The organism is Enterobacter sp. fkY84-1, from assembly GCF_052974705.1.
The window spans coordinates 1,018,989-1,035,471 of record NZ_CP169393.1 but is presented as its reverse complement, the minus strand read 5'-3'; the positions used below and the strand labels follow the sequence as shown (position 1 = coordinate 1,035,471).

The 16,483-nt window shown below is 53.2% G+C and carries 14 protein-coding genes; 8 read left to right on the top strand and 6 right to left on the bottom strand.

The genetic code is table 11. The features are described from left to right. Positions 1-25: 25 nt before the first annotated feature. The 6 genes from hupB to bolA all read right to left on the bottom strand — a co-directional run bounded on the left by hupB (position 26) and on the right by bolA (position 7,277). Entirely contained in the window at positions 26-298 is a 273-nt protein-coding gene (gene hupB, locus ACEPLT_RS04810; RefSeq protein ID WP_002444653.1) for a nucleoid-associated protein HU-beta, read from the bottom strand. Positions 299-508: 210 nt separating this feature from the next. Continuing rightward, a complete protein-coding gene (gene lon / locus ACEPLT_RS04805) occupies positions 509-2,863 on the bottom strand; it encodes an endopeptidase La (RefSeq protein ID WP_008503315.1) in 2,355 nt (784 codons plus the stop codon). Positions 2,864-3,045: 182 nt separating this feature from the next. Beyond that, the gene (gene clpX, locus ACEPLT_RS04800) at positions 3,046-4,320 is read right to left on the bottom strand and encodes an ATP-dependent protease ATP-binding subunit ClpX (RefSeq protein ID WP_232927905.1); all 1,275 of its coding nucleotides are present in this window, start codon (positions 4,318-4,320) and stop codon (positions 3,046-3,048) included. A 126-nt stretch (positions 4,321-4,446) separates the two neighbouring features. Continuing rightward, a complete protein-coding gene (gene clpP / locus ACEPLT_RS04795; protein WP_008503317.1) occupies positions 4,447-5,070 on the bottom strand; it encodes an ATP-dependent Clp endopeptidase proteolytic subunit ClpP in 624 nt (207 codons plus the stop codon). A 260-nt stretch (positions 5,071-5,330) separates the two neighbouring features. Then, the gene (tig, locus tag ACEPLT_RS04790; RefSeq protein WP_008503318.1) at positions 5,331-6,629 is read right to left on the bottom strand and encodes a trigger factor; all 1,299 of its coding nucleotides are present in this window, start codon (positions 6,627-6,629) and stop codon (positions 5,331-5,333) included. 330 nt (positions 6,630-6,959) lie between these two features. Continuing rightward, positions 6,960-7,277, bottom strand: a complete 318-nt coding sequence (gene bolA, locus ACEPLT_RS04785; protein ID WP_021241655.1) for a transcriptional regulator BolA — start codon at positions 7,275-7,277, stop codon at positions 6,960-6,962. A 305-nt stretch (positions 7,278-7,582) separates the two neighbouring features. On the opposite strand from bolA, the gene ACEPLT_RS04780 reads away from it, so the two are divergent. From ACEPLT_RS04780 to ACEPLT_RS04745, 8 genes are all read left to right on the top strand, one after another. After that, on the top strand, positions 7,583-8,161 hold the full coding sequence (locus ACEPLT_RS04780; protein WP_023310568.1) for a lipoprotein: 579 nt from the start codon (positions 7,583-7,585) through the stop codon (positions 8,159-8,161). Between the two features lie 46 nt (positions 8,162-8,207). After that, entirely contained in the window at positions 8,208-9,683 is a 1,476-nt protein-coding gene (ampG, locus tag ACEPLT_RS04775; protein ID WP_023343488.1) for a muropeptide MFS transporter AmpG, read from the top strand. Positions 9,684-10,161: 478 nt separating this feature from the next. After that, on the top strand, positions 10,162-11,109 hold the full coding sequence (cyoA, locus tag ACEPLT_RS04770; RefSeq protein WP_008503322.1) for a cytochrome o ubiquinol oxidase subunit II: 948 nt from the start codon (positions 10,162-10,164) through the stop codon (positions 11,107-11,109). 16 nt (positions 11,110-11,125) lie between these two features. After that, on the top strand, positions 11,126-13,117 hold the full coding sequence (cyoB, locus tag ACEPLT_RS04765) for a cytochrome o ubiquinol oxidase subunit I (protein WP_008503323.1): 1,992 nt from the start codon (positions 11,126-11,128) through the stop codon (positions 13,115-13,117). Continuing rightward, positions 13,107-13,721, top strand: coding sequence for a cytochrome o ubiquinol oxidase subunit III (locus ACEPLT_RS04760; RefSeq protein WP_008503324.1), 615 nt, complete (start codon positions 13,107-13,109; stop codon positions 13,719-13,721). Before cyoB ends, ACEPLT_RS04760 begins: the two co-directional genes overlap by 11 nt. Then, positions 13,721-14,047 (top strand): cytochrome o ubiquinol oxidase subunit IV, encoded by a 327-nt coding sequence (locus ACEPLT_RS04755; protein WP_006176899.1) that lies wholly within the window; start codon positions 13,721-13,723, stop codon positions 14,045-14,047. Before ACEPLT_RS04760 ends, ACEPLT_RS04755 begins: the two co-directional genes overlap by 1 nt. A gap of 11 nt (positions 14,048-14,058) precedes the next feature. Further along, on the top strand, positions 14,059-14,946 hold the full coding sequence (gene cyoE, locus ACEPLT_RS04750; protein ID WP_008503325.1) for a heme o synthase: 888 nt from the start codon (positions 14,059-14,061) through the stop codon (positions 14,944-14,946). Positions 14,947-15,095: 149 nt separating this feature from the next. Beyond that, on the top strand, positions 15,096-16,457 hold the full coding sequence (locus ACEPLT_RS04745; RefSeq protein WP_232927902.1) for an MFS transporter: 1,362 nt from the start codon (positions 15,096-15,098) through the stop codon (positions 16,455-16,457). Positions 16,458-16,483: the final 26 nt, after the last annotated feature.

The following is a 16,483-nucleotide window of genomic DNA, read 5'->3' as shown; positions in this document are numbered from 1 at the left end:
CGGCTTCCCTGAAACGGGAAAGCAATCAGTTTACTGCGTCTTTCAGCGCTTTACCTGCACGGAAACCCGGCACTTTAGCGGCAGCAATGGTGATCTCTTTACCGGTCTGAGGGTTGCGGCCAGTACGGGCAGCACGCTCTTTAACAGCAAAAGTACCGAAGCCTACCAGTGCAACGTCGTCCCCAGCCTGCAGAGATTCAGTAACAGAAGCAATTAATGCATCTAACGCACGTCCAGCTGCAGCTTTAGAAATATCAGCACCAGCAGCAATTTTGTCAATCAGTTGAGATTTATTCACTGTTCTCTTCCTCTCTTTATAATTTATATCGCGCCTGAATCCTTCACAACGCGACCGCGCAGCAGTTATATCAGGCCTGCCATGACCTTACAACACCCGTTGTTGATGGCTGACCTAATCAGCAATCTAAATTAGCTATACAAAAAAAGGCTGGCAAGTGCGAAATGACTTACCAGCCTTGTTTTTATTGACGCTCTTTGCGCGAGGTCACTATTTTGCGGTTACAACCTGCATTCCGGACGGTTCATTCTGCAATGCGAGACTAAGTACTTCCTCAATTCGCTTAACAGGATGGATCTGCAGGTCGGCAATCACGTTGTCCGGAATCTCTTCCAGATCGCGTTTGTTTTCGTAAGGGATCAATACGGTTTTGATCCCACCACGATGCGCCGCCAGCAGTTTTTCTTTTAAGCCACCGATTGGCAGAACCTGACCGCGCAGGGTGATTTCACCGGTCATTGCCACATCAGCACGCACCGGGTTACCTGTCAGGCAAGAAACCAGAGCGGTACACATGGCAATACCCGCGCTTGGACCATCTTTCGGCGTCGCCCCTTCAGGTACGTGTACGTGGATGTCGCGTTTTTCGTAGAAATCCGGGTTGATACCCAGTTTCTCCGCGCGCGCGCGCACCACGGTCAGCGCCGCCTGAATGGACTCCTGCATCACTTCACCCAGCGAGCCGGTATAGGTCAGCTTGCCTTTACCCGGTACACAGGCGGTTTCGATGGTCAGCAGATCGCCGCCCACTTCCGTCCATGCCAGACCGGTGACCTGGCCAACGCGGTTTTCGTTATCCGCGCGACCATAGTCGAAGCGCTGAACGCCGAGATAGGCATGCAGGTTATCACCATTAATCGTGATGTGTTTCAGGCTCTTATCCAGCAACAGCTGTTTCACCGCCTTACGGCACAGTTTAGAGATTTCACGCTCAAGGCTACGCACGCCCGCTTCACGGGTATAGTAGCGGATGATGCCAATAATCGCGCTGTCCTCGACGGTCAGCTCGTTGGCTTTCAGCGCGTTACGCTCAATCTGTTTCGGCAGCAGGTGCTGTTTCGCGATGTTCAGCTTCTCGTCTTCGGTATAGCCGGAGAGACGGATCACTTCCATACGGTCCAGCAGCGGGGCCGGAATATTCATGGAGTTCGACGTCGCGACAAACATCACGTCGCTCAGGTCGTAATCCACTTCCAGGTAGTGATCGCTGAACGCCACGTTCTGTTCTGGATCAAGCACCTCCAGCAGCGCAGACGCCGGGTCACCACGCATGTCCGAGGACATTTTGTCGATCTCATCGAGCAGGAACAGCGGGTTTTTAACGCCCACTTTCGCCATCTTCTGGATCAGTTTACCCGGCATAGAACCGATGTAGGTACGGCGGTGACCGCGGATTTCCGCTTCATCGCGTACGCCGCCCAGCGCCATACGGATATACTTACGTCCGGTCGCTTTAGCGATGGACTGGCCCAGAGAGGTTTTACCCACCCCCGGCGGTCCTACCAGGCACAGAATTGGGCCTTTGATTTTGTTTACACGGCTTTGTACCGCGAGGTACTCAAGAATGCGGTCTTTCACGCGTTCCAGGCCGTAGTGGTCGGTATCCAGGATCTCCTGCGCCTGACGCAGGTCTTTTTTGACCTTGCTGCGGGCGTTCCACGGAACCTGCACCATCCACTCAATGTAGCCGCGTACGACGGTCGCTTCAGCCGACATCGGAGACATCATTTTCAGCTTCTGCAGTTCTGCTTCGGCTTTCTCTTTCGCCTCTTTCGGCATCTTCGCCGCGTCGATCTTACGCTTCAGCGCTTCGTTTTCGTCCGGCGCGTCGTCCATCTCGCCCAGCTCTTTCTGAATAGCCTTCATTTGCTCATTCAGATAGTACTCACGCTGAGATTTTTCCATCTGCTTTTTCACGCGGTTGCGAATACGCTTCTCAACCTGCAGCAGATCGATTTCAGACTCCATCATCGCCATCAGGTATTCCAGACGTTCGTTAACGTCGGACATTTCCAGCACGGACTGTTTGTCAGCCAGCTTCAGCGGCATATGGGCAGCGATGGTGTCCGCCAGACGTGCAGGATCGTCGATGCTGTTCAGCGACGTCAGCACTTCTGGTGGGATTTTCTTGTTCAGCTTGATATAGCCTTCAAACTGGCTAATCGCGGTGCGAACCAGCACTTCCTGTTCGCGCTCATCAAGTTCAGGCGAATCAAGGTACTCTGCCTTCGCAGAGAAGTGTTCGCCGTCGTCTGACAGAGTGGTAATACGCGCACGCTGCAGGCCTTCTACCAGCACCTTCACGGTGCCGTCAGGCAGCTTCAGCATCTGCAAAATAGAGGCCACGGTCCCGACGGTGAAAAGATCGTTTACACCCGGCTCATCCGTTGATGCTTCTTTCTGCGCCACCAGCATGATTTTTTTATCATGATCCATAGCGGCTTCGAGGCAACGGATAGATTTTTCCCGCCCTACAAATAAGGGTATGACCATGTGCGGATAAACCACCACATCGCGCAACGGCAATACGGGGATTTCAATGCGTTCAGAACGCTCAGGATTCATAGAGCTCTCTCTTAGTTAGTGTCCGCCAGGTAAGCTGGTCATGTCACTGTGCTTCACATAACCATTAACATGTATCCAGTATATGGGGATGTTTCCCACACATTCAACGCTATGAATACGGAAAAAGTAAAGGGGAGATAAAATCCCCCCTTTTTGATTAACTGCTTGTATGATTTGGTGAATTATTCGCCAGATGCCTGCTGGGCTTCCGGTTTACCGTAAATCAGCAGCGGTTTGGTTTGACCGCTGATGACCGACTCGTCAATCACCACTTTCTCAACGTCTGCCATCGACGGCAGATCGTACATGGTGTCGAGCAGTGCCGCTTCAACGATAGAACGCAGGCCACGCGCGCCGGTTTTGCGGCTCATTGCTTTTTTGGCAATCGCATCCAGCGCTTCGTCGCGGAATTCCAGATCAACCCCTTCCAGATTGAACAGCGCCTGATACTGCTTGGTCAGCGCATTTTTCGGCTCTTTCAGGATCTGGATCAGCGCCTCTTCACTCAGCTCATTCAGCGTAGCCACAACCGGCAGACGACCGATGAATTCAGGGATCAGACCGAATTTGATCAGATCTTCTGGTTCAACCTGTGCCAGGAGCTCGCCTTCGTTCGGTTTTTCGGATGTGGATTTCACCGTTGCGCCAAAACCAATGCCGGAGCCAGTTTCGACACGGTGAGAGATAACTTTATCCAGACCAGCAAAGGCACCGCCACAGATGAACAGGATCTTGGAGGTATCAACCTGCAGGAACTCCTGCTGCGGATGTTTACGACCACCCTGTGGCGGAACGGCGGCAACCGTACCTTCGATCAGCTTCAGCAGTGCCTGCTGTACGCCTTCACCCGATACGTCACGAGTGATGGACGGGTTGTCGGATTTACGGGAGATCTTGTCGATCTCATCGATGTAAACAATCCCGCGCTGGGCTTTCTGTACGTCGTAATCGCACTTCTGCAGCAGTTTCTGGATGATGTTTTCGACGTCCTCACCCACGTAACCGGCTTCGGTCAGGGTGGTGGCATCCGCCATGGTGAACGGAACATCAAGCAGACGCGCCAGGGTTTCAGCCAGCAGCGTTTTACCGGAACCGGTTGGGCCGATGAGCAGAATGTTACTTTTACCCAGTTCCACGCCATTGCTGGTATCGCCGTTACGCAGGCGTTTGTAGTGGTTATAGACCGCTACCGCCAGCACTTTCTTGGCCTGCTCCTGGCCGATGACGTAGTCGTCAAGGTGATGACGAATTTCATGCGGCGTTGGCAGCGCGCTGCGCTCACGGTGCGGTGCGACTTCTTTAATCTCTTCGCGAATGATGTCGTTACATAAATCGACGCATTCGTCGCAGATATACACGGACGGCCCGGCAATCAGTTTACGCACTTCATGCTGGCTTTTGCCGCAAAAAGAGCAGTACAGCAGTTTGCCCGAACCATCTTTGCGTTTATCTGTCATGAGTCCAAACCTCTTTTTAAGTTCTTTGTGCCGCACATGACGACGCAAATGCCATTCTAAGACGCAAGCTGCATCAAGCAGCGTGCCGCCCTACCTTAGTATAGCGGCACACTCGCGTCGCGGGCATCAATTACGATGGGTCAACACGGAGTCGACTAAGCCGTACTCAACTGCCTCTGAAGCAGAGAGGAAGCGATCGCGCTCGGTATCGCGCTCGATCTGCTCGAGAGGTTGACCCGTATGCTGCGCCATAAGTTCATTCATGCGCGCTTTTACTTTCAGGATTTCGCGGGCGTGGATTTCAATATCCGTCGCCTGGCCCTGGTAACCGCCCAGCGGCTGGTGAATCATCACGCGGGAATTCGGCAAGCAGAAACGCTTACCCTTCGCCCCTGCGGTTAACAGGAACGCGCCCATAGATGCGGCCTGACCCATACAGATCGTGCTGACATCCGGTTTGATGAATTGCATGGTGTCATAAATGGACATCCCTGCGGTAATCACGCCACCCGGGGAGTTAATGTACAGGTAAATGTCTTTTTCCGGGTTTTCCGCTTCCAGAAACAGCATCTGCGCCACGATCAGGTTAGCCATGTGGTCTTCCACCTGGCCGGTCAGAAAGATAACGCGTTCCTTGAGCAGACGGGAATAGATATCAAAAGAACGCTCACCACGTGAGGTCTGTTCAATAACCATTGGCACCAGAGCCATATGGGGTGCAAAGTTATCTCGTTCGCCACTGTATGACATTTCCGTCTCCTGGATCAAAATTGAAAACACCTGCTGTACTGATTGTAACCTTACGGACGGATTATCAGCCAGTCTCATTCATCATGATTACGTACTTATGGGGTTCACAGTGCCCTATTTCAAGCATAACAACCTTTTGTTGTTACGCTAACACCGAAAGGGCGTTTTAGCACTCTTCCTGGGCTCTGGCTGTGATAAAAAAAACCCGCTGCCGCAAGGCAACGGGTTTTCTGTTCAAACTTTAAACCGTTGGGGCGAAATTACGCCTGCTGGTTCATCAGTTCGTTGAAAGAGGTCGCTTTTTCGGTCACTTTCGCTTTCGCCAGTACCGCTTCAACCGCCTGCTCTTCCAGGGCAACGTTGCGCATGTTGTCCATCAGCTCTTTGTTCTTACCGTAGAACTCGATCACTTCTGATGGATCTTCGTATGCAGAAGCCATCTCTTCGATCAGGCCTTTCACACGCTCTTCGTCAGCTTTCAGCTCGTGGGTACGAATCACTTCGCCCAGCAGCAGGCCAACCACAACGCGGCGTTTTGCCTGCTCTTCGAACAGCTCGCGTGGCAGTTCCATCGCTTGCTGCTGGTTGCCACCGAAACGCTGTGCAGCCTGACGGCGCAGAACGTCGATTTCGCTGTCGATCAGTGCAGCAGGAACGTCGATTTCGTTGGCTTTCACCAGACCTTCGATCGCCTGAGACTTCACGCGGTTACGCACAGCACCGTTCAGCTCGCGCTCCATGTTTTTACGCACTTCGGTACGCAGGCCAGCAACAGAACCGTCTTCCACGCCGAAACGTTTGATGAACTCTTCAGTCAGTTCTGGCAGTTCGCGCTCTTCCACTTTCTTCAGGTTGATGACGAACTTCGCTGCTTTACCTTTCAGGTTTTCAGCGTGGTACTCTTCCGGGAAGGTCACGTCGATGGTGAACTCTTCGCCAGCCTTGTGGCCTTTGATACCGTCTTCGAAGCCTGGGATCATACGACCCTGGCCCATTGCCAGTACGAAGTCAGACGCTTTGCCGCCTTCGAACTCTTCGCCGTCTACAGAACCGGTGAAGTCGATGGTTACGCGGTCTTCCGCGTCAACAGCGCCTTCTTTCTCTTTCCAGTTCGCCTGCTGCTTACGCAGGGTGTCCAGCATGCCGTCAACGTCTTCGTCAGTCACGGAGACAATCGGTTTTTCAACTTCGATAGATTCCAGACCTTTCAGCTCAACTTCCGGATACACTTCAAACTCTACGGAGTAGGTGAAGTCTTCGCCCAGTTTGTATTCGCCTGGAACGTAGTTTGGCGCACCGGCCGGATTGATTTTTTCTTTGATGATCGCATCGATAAAGTTGCGGCTCATCAGTTCACCCAGCACATCCTGACGCACGGAAGCGCCATAACGCTGAGCAACAACATTCATTGGTACTTTGCCCTTACGGAAGCCGTCAATACGTACTTTTTTTGCTACGTTGACCAGCTCGCTTTTCACAGCAGTTTCGATGCTGTCAGCAGCGATAGTAATCGTTACACGGCGGCCAAGGCCTTGAGTGGTTTCAACTGAAACTTGCATCTTGTTACCTCAAAAAAATCACAGTGCTCGGTCAACTCTGAATCTGTCTGTTATACCGGGATGCTCTCTTAGTGCAGATTCACATTCCCTGTCGCCAGAATCATCCCGAAGACATTCAATAAGACGCGGCATTATAGCGGCATCACTTAGGTGAGTCGAGAACGGTTGGGGCATGTTGCTGCGGCTTTTTTCACACTTTAAGGCTATTTTTAGCCTTAAAATCGCACCATCCGCTCAAAACTCAGACAAAACAAAACGGCCCGAAGGCCGTTTTGAGGAAATCTGTAAGCAACATACTGGAAAAGCTCCAGCCGTTGCAAATCCGATTTATCAGGCGATAGTGCCTGCACCGCGACAGGGCGGCGATGCGAAAACCGTATCCTGCAAGCCTTCCCATTCCTTAATGGTATAGGTATGCAGTGCCAGCGCATGCACGGTCGTGGAGAGCTCTTCCGTCAAGGTGCTGTAGATCAAGCGATGTCGGTTCAGGAAACGTTCTCCCGTGAAGCGATCGCTAACCAGAACCACTTTAAAGTGGCTTTCAGAACCTGCCGGTACGTTATGACGATAGCTTTCGTCGACGACTTCGAGGAACACAGGGTTGAACGCTGCCCTTAATTTATCTTCTATATGCTCACGTATCATCATGAAATTACTCCTCCGACAACGCCAGGATGTCACCCATCCCTTTAAATATTAGCCGCTTTTACCGTTTCCATTACACATTGACAACAAATATTTAGCTTTCGTCCGATTTTCTCATTCAAACGAATGAAGTTAACTGTGAGGCTCATACCTTTTATCATCCGTGAAAGGAGAAAATGAGTGAGATGGTCAGTTTTCAGACAAGACGATGAATTTACATGCGTTGACCACTTCCCCTGACCGTTGGCGATGTTATGATGGCGGCAATTTTTCTCTCTATTATGCTTACGATTCGTGAGAACTTAAAAATGTTAAAAAAACTCTTCTTTCCATTGGTAGCCCTTTTTATGCTGGCAGGCTGTGCTACCCCGCCTACCACCATTGATGTCTCACCAAAAATCACCCTGCCTCAGCAGGACCCAAGCCTGATGGGCGTCACCGTGAGCATTAACGGTGCCGATCAGCGTCAGGATCAGGCGCTGGCAAAAGTGACCCGCGATAACCAGCAGGTGACGCTCACCGCGTCCCGTGACCTGCGCTTCCTGCTGCAGGAAGTGCTGGAGAAACAAATGACCGCTCGCGGCTATATGATCGGCCCAAGCGGTGCGGTTGATCTGCAGATCATCGTCAACAACCTGTACGCTGACGTGTCACAGGGCAACGTGCGCTACAACATCGCCACCAAAGCGGATATCGCCATCATTGCCACCGCGAAGAATGGCAACAAGATGACCAAAAACTACCGCGCGAGCTACTCTGTGGAAGGTGCGTTCCAGGCATCCAACCAGAACATTGCTAACGCCGTTAACAGCGTGCTGACCGATACCATCGCCGATATGGCGCAGGACACCAGCATCCACGACTTTATCAAGCAGAACGCACGTTAATCCTGCTCACTGACCCGGTGTAACACCGGGTCAGTCTTATAAGAACATGTCCAGCCATTACTTACGCATTTTCCAGCAACCGAAATCAGCGATTCTGCTGATCCTCGGCTTTGCCTCGGGTTTACCCCTCGCGCTCACCTCCGGCACGCTTCAGGCGTGGATGACGGTCGAGAACATCGATCTCAAAACCATTGGTTTCTTCTCGCTTGTCGGTCAGGCCTATGTCTTCAAGTTCCTGTGGTCGCCGGTGATGGATCGCTATACGCCGCCGTTCCTCGGGCGTCGCCGCGGCTGGCTGGTGATGACGCAGGTCCTGCTGCTGCTGGCCATCGCGGCGATGGGGTTTCTTGAGCCCACCACGCAGCTGCGCTGGATGGCCGCGCTTGCGGTGGTGATTGCCTTCTGTTCCGCCTCTCAGGATATCGTGTTCGACGCCTGGAAGACGGACGTGTTACCAGCGGAAGAACGCGGTGCCGGTGCGGCCATCAGCGTGCTGGGCTATCGCCTCGGGATGCTGGTCTCTGGCGGGCTGGCGCTGTGGCTGGCCGACCGTTACCTCGGCTGGCAGGGCATGTACTGGCTGATGGCCGCCCTGCTTATCCCCTGCATTATCGCCACGCTCTTTGCCCCCGAACCGAGCGACGTTATTCCGGTTCCCCGCTCGCTGGAGCAGGCCGTGGCGGAACCGCTGCGCGACTTCTTTGGCCGCAACAACGCCTGGCTGATCCTGCTGCTGATCGTCCTTTATAAGCTTGGCGACGCCTTTGCCATGAGCCTGACCACCACCTTCCTGATCCGCGGTGTCGGTTTTGATGCCGGTGAAGTGGGGGTAGTGAATAAAACGCTGGGGCTGTTTGCGACCATTGTCGGGGCACTTTACGGTGGCGTGCTGATGCAGCGCCTGACGCTGTTCCGCGCACTGCTGATCTTCGGCATTCTTCAGGGCGCCTCTAACGCGGGCTACTGGCTGCTGTCGATTACCGACAAACATATGATCAGCATGGCCGCTGCGGTGTTCTTTGAAAATCTCTGCGGCGGTATGGGGACAGCAGCCTTTGTCGCCCTGCTGATGACCCTGTGCAACAAGTCATTTTCCGCCACGCAGTTCGCGCTGCTCTCGGCGCTCTCTGCCGTTGGCCGCGTTTACGTAGGTCCGATTGCCGGCTGGTTTGTGGAAGCCCACGGTTGGCCAACGTTTTATCTTTTCTCCGTCGTGGCTGCCGTGCCGGGGATTTTATTGTTGCTGGTCTGTCGCCAGACGCTGGAATATACCCAGCGGACCGAACACTTTATGCCACGAACGGAATATCACCGCGCCTACCGTTTTGCGTTACGTCTGTTAATGATGGGCTGCGTTGCGCTGGCACTCTGGCTTATCGTGCTCATTATTAATGCCAGCACACCACTGGCGCTCCCGTTTGAGGCCCTTCTGCTGGACGCCGGAGCCCTGCTGGCCATCGTTGGGATCCTGACGGGCGGTCTGCTCGATTTCATGGCGTTGCGTAAAACGCAGCTGACCTGAAGAAAAATGCGAAAGGTTATTTCCCGTTGTAATCACCAACCGAAATTATAACGGTGAAATAGCCACCATCGACTAAAAAAATATTTGTTGTTTTGTGCGGGATAGGATTTGGAAATTATTGGCTCTGGTTCCAAAACGCTATTTTTCATTAAACGATTCAGCATGCGATAGTTTGATTTTTCGTTTTTTAGATGTCTTTTTATTGATAATTAATTGTTAATTTTTTGTTTATTTTTAACAATGGTTATACCAATTGTCCCTTTTAGGGTATGCTTGGGGGTCCTTTCGTTATAAAGCCCATCTCATGCGGCTTCGGTCATAAAAACCGACATAATTTGCAACACTTGTGACACGTGCGGCAGAACCCGGTAACACCTTCCTGACACAGGCCTAATGATGTTTACAGTAATGTAACCTTCCCGTAAAATGCCCGCACACTTTAAACGCCACCAGACTCCCGTGGAATTGAGGTCGTTAAATGAGACTCAGGAAATACAATAAAAGTTTGGGATGGTTGTCATTATTCGCAGGCACTGTATTACTCAGTGGCTGTGATTCTGCACTACTAGACCCCAAAGGACAGATTGGACTGGAACAACGTTCACTGATATTGACGGCTTTTGGCCTGATGTTGATTGTGGTTATTCCAGCCATTTTGATGGCTGTTGGTTTCGCCTGGAAGTATCGTGCGAGCAATAAAGATGCGAAGTATAGCCCGAACTGGTCACACTCCAACAAAGTGGAAGCTGTGGTCTGGACGGTACCTATCCTGATCATCCTGTTCCTTGCCGTACTGACCTGGAAAACCACTCACGCACTTGAGCCAAGCAAGCCGCTGGTTCACGATGAAAAACCGATTACCATTGAAGTGGTCTCCATGGACTGGAAATGGTTCTTCATCTATCCAGAGCAGGGCATTGCTACCGTGAATGAAATCGCCTTCCCGGCGAACACTCCGGTTCAGTTCAAAGTGACCTCCAACTCCGTAATGAACTCCTTCTTCATCCCGCGTCTGGGTAGCCAGATTTACGCGATGGCCGGTATGCAGACTAACCTGCATCTGATCGCGAATGAAGCAGGCACCTACGATGGTATCTCCGCCAGCTATAGCGGCCCGGGCTTCTCAGGTATGAAGTTCAAAGCTATTGCAACGCCAGACCGTGCCGCTTTCGACCAGTGGGTTGAAAAAGCGAAACAGTCTCCAAACACCATGTCTGACATGGCGGCGTTCGAAAAAGTGGCTGCACCTAGCGAATACAACAAGGTGGAGTACTTCTCTAACGTGAAGCCTGATTTGTTCAAAGACGTTATTGGCAAATTTATGGATCACGGCAAGAGCATGGACATGACCCAGCCAGAAGGCGAGCACAGCGCGCACGAAGGTATGGAAGGCATGGACATGAGCCACGCGGAAACCGCTCACTAAGGGGCCGAGGAAGAAAATGTTCGGAAAATTGACACTGGATGCAGTGCCCTACCATGAACCGATTATCATGGTTACGGTGGCTGCAATTATCATCGGTGGCGCGGCCTTAGTTGGCCTGATCACTTACTTCGGTAAGTGGAGCTACCTGTGGAATGAGTGGCTGACTTCGGTTGACCACAAAAAACTCGGTATCATGTACTGCATCGTCGGTATCGTCATGTTAATTCGTGGCTTTGCGGATGCGATCATGATGCGTAGCCAGCAGGCGCTCGCGTCTGCGGGTGAAGCCGGCTTCCTGCCACCGCACCACTACGATCAGATCTTTACCGCCCACGGCGTTATCATGATCTTCTTCGTGGCGATGCCGCTGGTTATCGGTCTGATGAACGTGGTCGTTCCGCTGCAAATCGGCGCGCGCGACGTTGCGTTCCCGTTCCTGAACAACCTGAGCTTCTGGTTCACCGTTGTCGGCGTTATTCTGGTTAACCTGTCACTGGGTGTGGGCGAATTCGCGCAGACCGGCTGGCTGGCTTACCCACCGCTGTCAGGAATTGAGTACAGCCCGGGCGTTGGCGTCGACTACTGGATTTGGGCGCTTCAGCTCTCCGGTGTCGGTACGACCCTGACCGGTATCAACTTCTTCGTGACCATTATCAAGATGCGTGCCCCTGGCATGACCATGTTCAAGATGCCGGTATTTACCTGGGCATCTCTGTGCGCCAACATCCTGATTATTGCGTCCTTCCCAATTCTGACCGTCACCATCGCGCTGCTGACCCTGGACCGCTACCTGGGCACCCATTTCTTCACGAACGATATGGGTGGCAACATGATGATGTACATCAACCTGATTTGGGCATGGGGTCACCCGGAAGTTTACATCCTGGTTCTGCCTGTATTCGGTGTGTTCTCCGAAATCGCGGCAACCTTCTCGCGTAAACGTCTGTTTGGTTACACCTCTCTGGTGTGGGCAACCGTGTGTATTACCGTTCTGTCGTTCATCGTTTGGCTGCACCACTTCTTCACCATGGGTGCGGGCGCGAACGTAAACGCCTTCTTCGGTATTACCACCATGATTATCGCCATCCCGACCGGGGTGAAGATCTTCAACTGGCTGTTCACCATGTATCAGGGCCGTATCGTGTTCCACTCAGCCATGCTGTGGACCATCGGCTTCATCGTGACCTTCTCCGTAGGTGGGATGACCGGCGTACTGCTGGCGGTACCGGGTGCTGACTTCGTTCTGCACAACAGTCTGTTCCTGATTGCGCACTTCCATAACGTTATCATCGGTGGCGTGGTCTTCGGCTGCTTCGCTGGCGTAACCTACTGGTGGCCAAAAGCGTTCGGCTTCACGCTGAACGAGAAATGGGGTAAACGCGCGTTCTGGTTCTGGATCATCGGCTTCTTCGTGGCCTTTATGCCGCTGTACGTGCTGGGCTTCATGGGTATGACCCGTCGTCTGAGCCAGCAGATCGATCCGCAGTTCCACCCAATGCTGATGGTTGCAGCGGGCGGTGCCGTGCTGATTGCCTGTGGTATCGCGTCTCAGCTGATTCAGTTCTACGTGTCTATTCGCGACCGCGACCAGAACCGTGACCTGACCGGTGACCCATGGGGTGGCCGTACGCTGGAGTGGGCGACCTCTTCTCCACCGCCTTTCTATAACTTTGCCATCGTGCCTCAGGTTCATGAACGTGACGCATTCTGGGAAATGAAAGAAAAAGGTGAAGCGTACAAGCAACCTGCTCATTACGAAGAGATCCATATGCCGAAAAACAGCGGTGCGGGCATCGTGATTGCCGCCTTCGCAACGGTATTTGGTTTCGCAATGATCTGGCACATCTGGTGGATGGCGATTGTTGGCTTTGCTGGCATCGTAATCAGCTGGATTGTGAAGAGCTTTGACGAGGACGTGGACTACTACGTACCAGTCCGTGAAGTTGAAAAGCTGGAAAATCAGCATTTCGACGAGATTTCTAAAGCGGGGCTGAAAAATGGCAACTGATACTCTGGCGCACTCAACTGCCCACGCGCATGAACATGCGCACCACGATACAGGACCGACCAAAGTCTTCGGTTTCTGGATCTACCTGATGAGCGACTGCATTCTGTTCTGCTGTCTGTTCGCGACCTATGCCGTTCTGGTGAACGGCACAGCGGGCGGCCCGACCGGCAAGGACATCTTTGAACTGCCGTTCGTTCTGGTTGAAACCGCACTGCTGTTATTCAGCTCCATCACCTACGGCATGGCGGCTATCGCCATGTACAAAAACAACAAGAGCCAGGTTGTCTCCTGGCTGGCGTTGACCTGGTTGTTTGGTGCTGGATTTATCGGGATGGAAATCTATGAATTCCATCACCTGATCATGGAAGGCTTCGGCCCGGATCGCAGTGGCTTCCTGTCCGCGTTCTTCGCGCTGGTTGGCACCCACGGTCTGCACGTGACCTCCGGTCTGATCTGGATGGCAGTACTGATGTTCCAGATCTCCCGTCGCGGCCTGACCAGTACTAACCGTACCCGTATCCTGTGCCTGAGCCTGTTCTGGCACTTCCTGGACGTGGTGTGGATCTGTGTGTTCTCTGTTGTCTATCTGATGGGGGCGATGTAATGAGTCATTCTAACGATCATGGCGCTTCCCACGGCAGCGTAAAAACCTACATGACAGGTTTCATCCTGTCGATCATCCTGACGGTGATCCCGTTCTGGATGGTGATGAGCGGTTCTGCGTCTAAGCCGGTTATCCTGGGTGCAATCCTGGTGACCGCGGTGATTCAGATTCTGGTGCATCTGGTTTGCTTCCTGCACATGAACACCAAGTCCGATGAAGGCTGGAACATGACCGCCTTTATCTTTACCGTGATTATCATCGCTATCCTGGTAGTCGGTTCCATCTGGATTATGTGGAACCTCAACTACAACATGATGGTTCACTAAGAGCGGCGAGTATGTTTAAGCAATACCTGCAAGTAACGAAACCAGGCATCATCTTTGGCAACCTGATCTCCGTGATCGGAGGGTTCCTGCTGGCCTCTAAGGGCAGCATTGATTACGCCCTCTTTATCTACACGCTGGTCGGTGTGTCACTGGTTGTTGCGTCCGGTTGTGTATTTAACAACTACATCGACATGGATATCGACAAGAAGATGGAAAGGACCAAAAATCGGGTGCTGGTGAAAGGCCTGATCGCCCCTTCCGTCTCGCTGGTGTACGCCACCTTGCTGGGTATTGCTGGCTTTATGCTGCTGTGGTTTGGTGCTAACCCGCTGGCCTGCTGGCTGGGGGTGATGGGGTTCGTGGTGTATGTGGGCATCTATAGCCTGTATATGAAACGTCACTCCGTCTACGGCACGCTGATTGGTTCTCTCTCCGGCGCTGCGCCGCCGGTGATTGGCTACTGCGCGGTTACGAACGAGTTCGATAGCGGTGCGCTGATCCTGCTGGCTATCTTTAGCCTGTGGCAGATGCCGCACTCCTATGCCATCGCGATTTTCCGCTTTAAGGATTATCAGGCAGCGAACATCCCGGTTCTGCCGGTCGTGAAGGGCATCTCCGTTGCCAAGAACCACATCACGCTGTACATCATCGCCTTTGCCGTGGCAACGCTGATGCTCTCTCTGGGTGGTTACGCCGGATACAAATATCTGGCGGTAGCGGCTGCGGTGAGCGTCTGGTGGCTCGGCATGGCGCTGCGCGGTTACAAAGTGGAAGATGACAAAGTCTGGGCGCGCAAGCTGTTTGTGTTCTCGATTGTGGCCATCACCTCGCTGTCCGTGATGATGTCCGTGGATTTCATGGTGCCAGATTCACATAACCTGCTGACTTACGTCTGGTAAGCCACAACAGGTAAATAAAGGGGTGCTTCGGCACCCTTTTTTATTCATAAAATCCATTAATAACGCATGTAATATTTGTTAAATAACCCTTTATTTACCCCGCCCCTTCCCCGCACTACACTATGGCCTGCTTTTGAACTGAGGTGGTAATGAACGATTATAAAATGACGCCAGGCGAGCTGCGCGCGACCTGGGGCTTAGGGACTGTCTTCTCGCTACGGATGCTTGGCATGTTTATGGTCCTGCCTGTTCTGACCACATACGGTATGGCGCTGCAGGGGGCCAGCGAGGCGCTGATTGGCCTCGCCATTGGCATTTATGGTCTGGCGCAGGCGGTGTTCCAGATCCCGTTTGGCCTGCTCTCTGACCGGGTGGGCCGCAAACCGCTGATTGTCGGCGGGCTGCTGGTCTTTGTGCTCGGAAGCGTCATTGCCGCCCTCTCCCACTCCATCTGGGGGATTATTCTTGGCCGCGCCCTGCAGGGCTCCGGCGCGATTGCCGCCGCGGTGATGGCGCTGCTGTCAGACTTAACCCGCGAGCAGAACCGCACCAAAGCCATGGCCTTTATCGGCGTCAGCTTTGGCGTGACGTTTGCGATTGCGATGGTGCTGGGCCCGATAATCACCCATGCGCTCGGCCTGCACGCCCTGTTCTGGATGATTGCCGTGCTGGCGACCCTCGGCATTGCCTTAACCCTGTGGGTGGTGCCGGACAGCAAAAACCACGTTCTGAACCGTGAATCCGGCATGGTAAAAGGCTGCTTCAGCAAGGTGATTGTCGAGCCGCGCCTGCTTAAGCTGAATTTCGGCATTATGTGCCTGCACATTCTGCTGATGTCGACCTTTGTCGCCCTTCCCGGCCAGCTTGCCGCAGCGGGTTTCCCGGCGGCTGAGCACTGGAAAATCTATCTGGTCACGATGTTGATTTCGTTTGTCTCCGTCGTGCCGTTCATCATCTACGCCGAAGTGAAGCGCAAAATGAAACGCGTCTTCGTGGGCTGCGTGGCGCTCCTGCTGATTGCCGAGATCGTGCTCTGGGGCGCCGGCCCGCACTTCTGGGAACTGATCGCCGGGGTACAGCTGTTCTTCCTGGCGTTTAACCTGATGGAGGCCCTGCTGCCGTCGCTGATCAGCAAAGAGTCCCCCGCCGGTTACAAAGGCACGGCGATGGGTATTTACTCCACCAGCCAGTTCCTCGGCGTGGCAATCGGCGGCTCGCTTGGCGGCTGGGTCGACGGCCTGTTTGATTCGCAAACCGTGTTTCTCGCGGGCGCGCTGCTGGCGACAGTCTGGCTGCTGGTCGCCGGCACCATGAAAGAGCCGCGCTACGTGAGCAGCCTGCGCGTAGAAATCCCGGATGATGTGGAGATTAGCGACGCGCTGAAACAGCGTCTGGAAGCAAAAGAAGGGGTCACGGAAGTGCTGATTGTTCCCGAGGAGCGCAGCGCTTATGTCAAAATTGACAGCAAGGTGACCAACCGCTTTGAGGTCGAGCAGGCGCTGAACGCGTGAAAAAAGCCCGGGTAAACCGGGCTTTT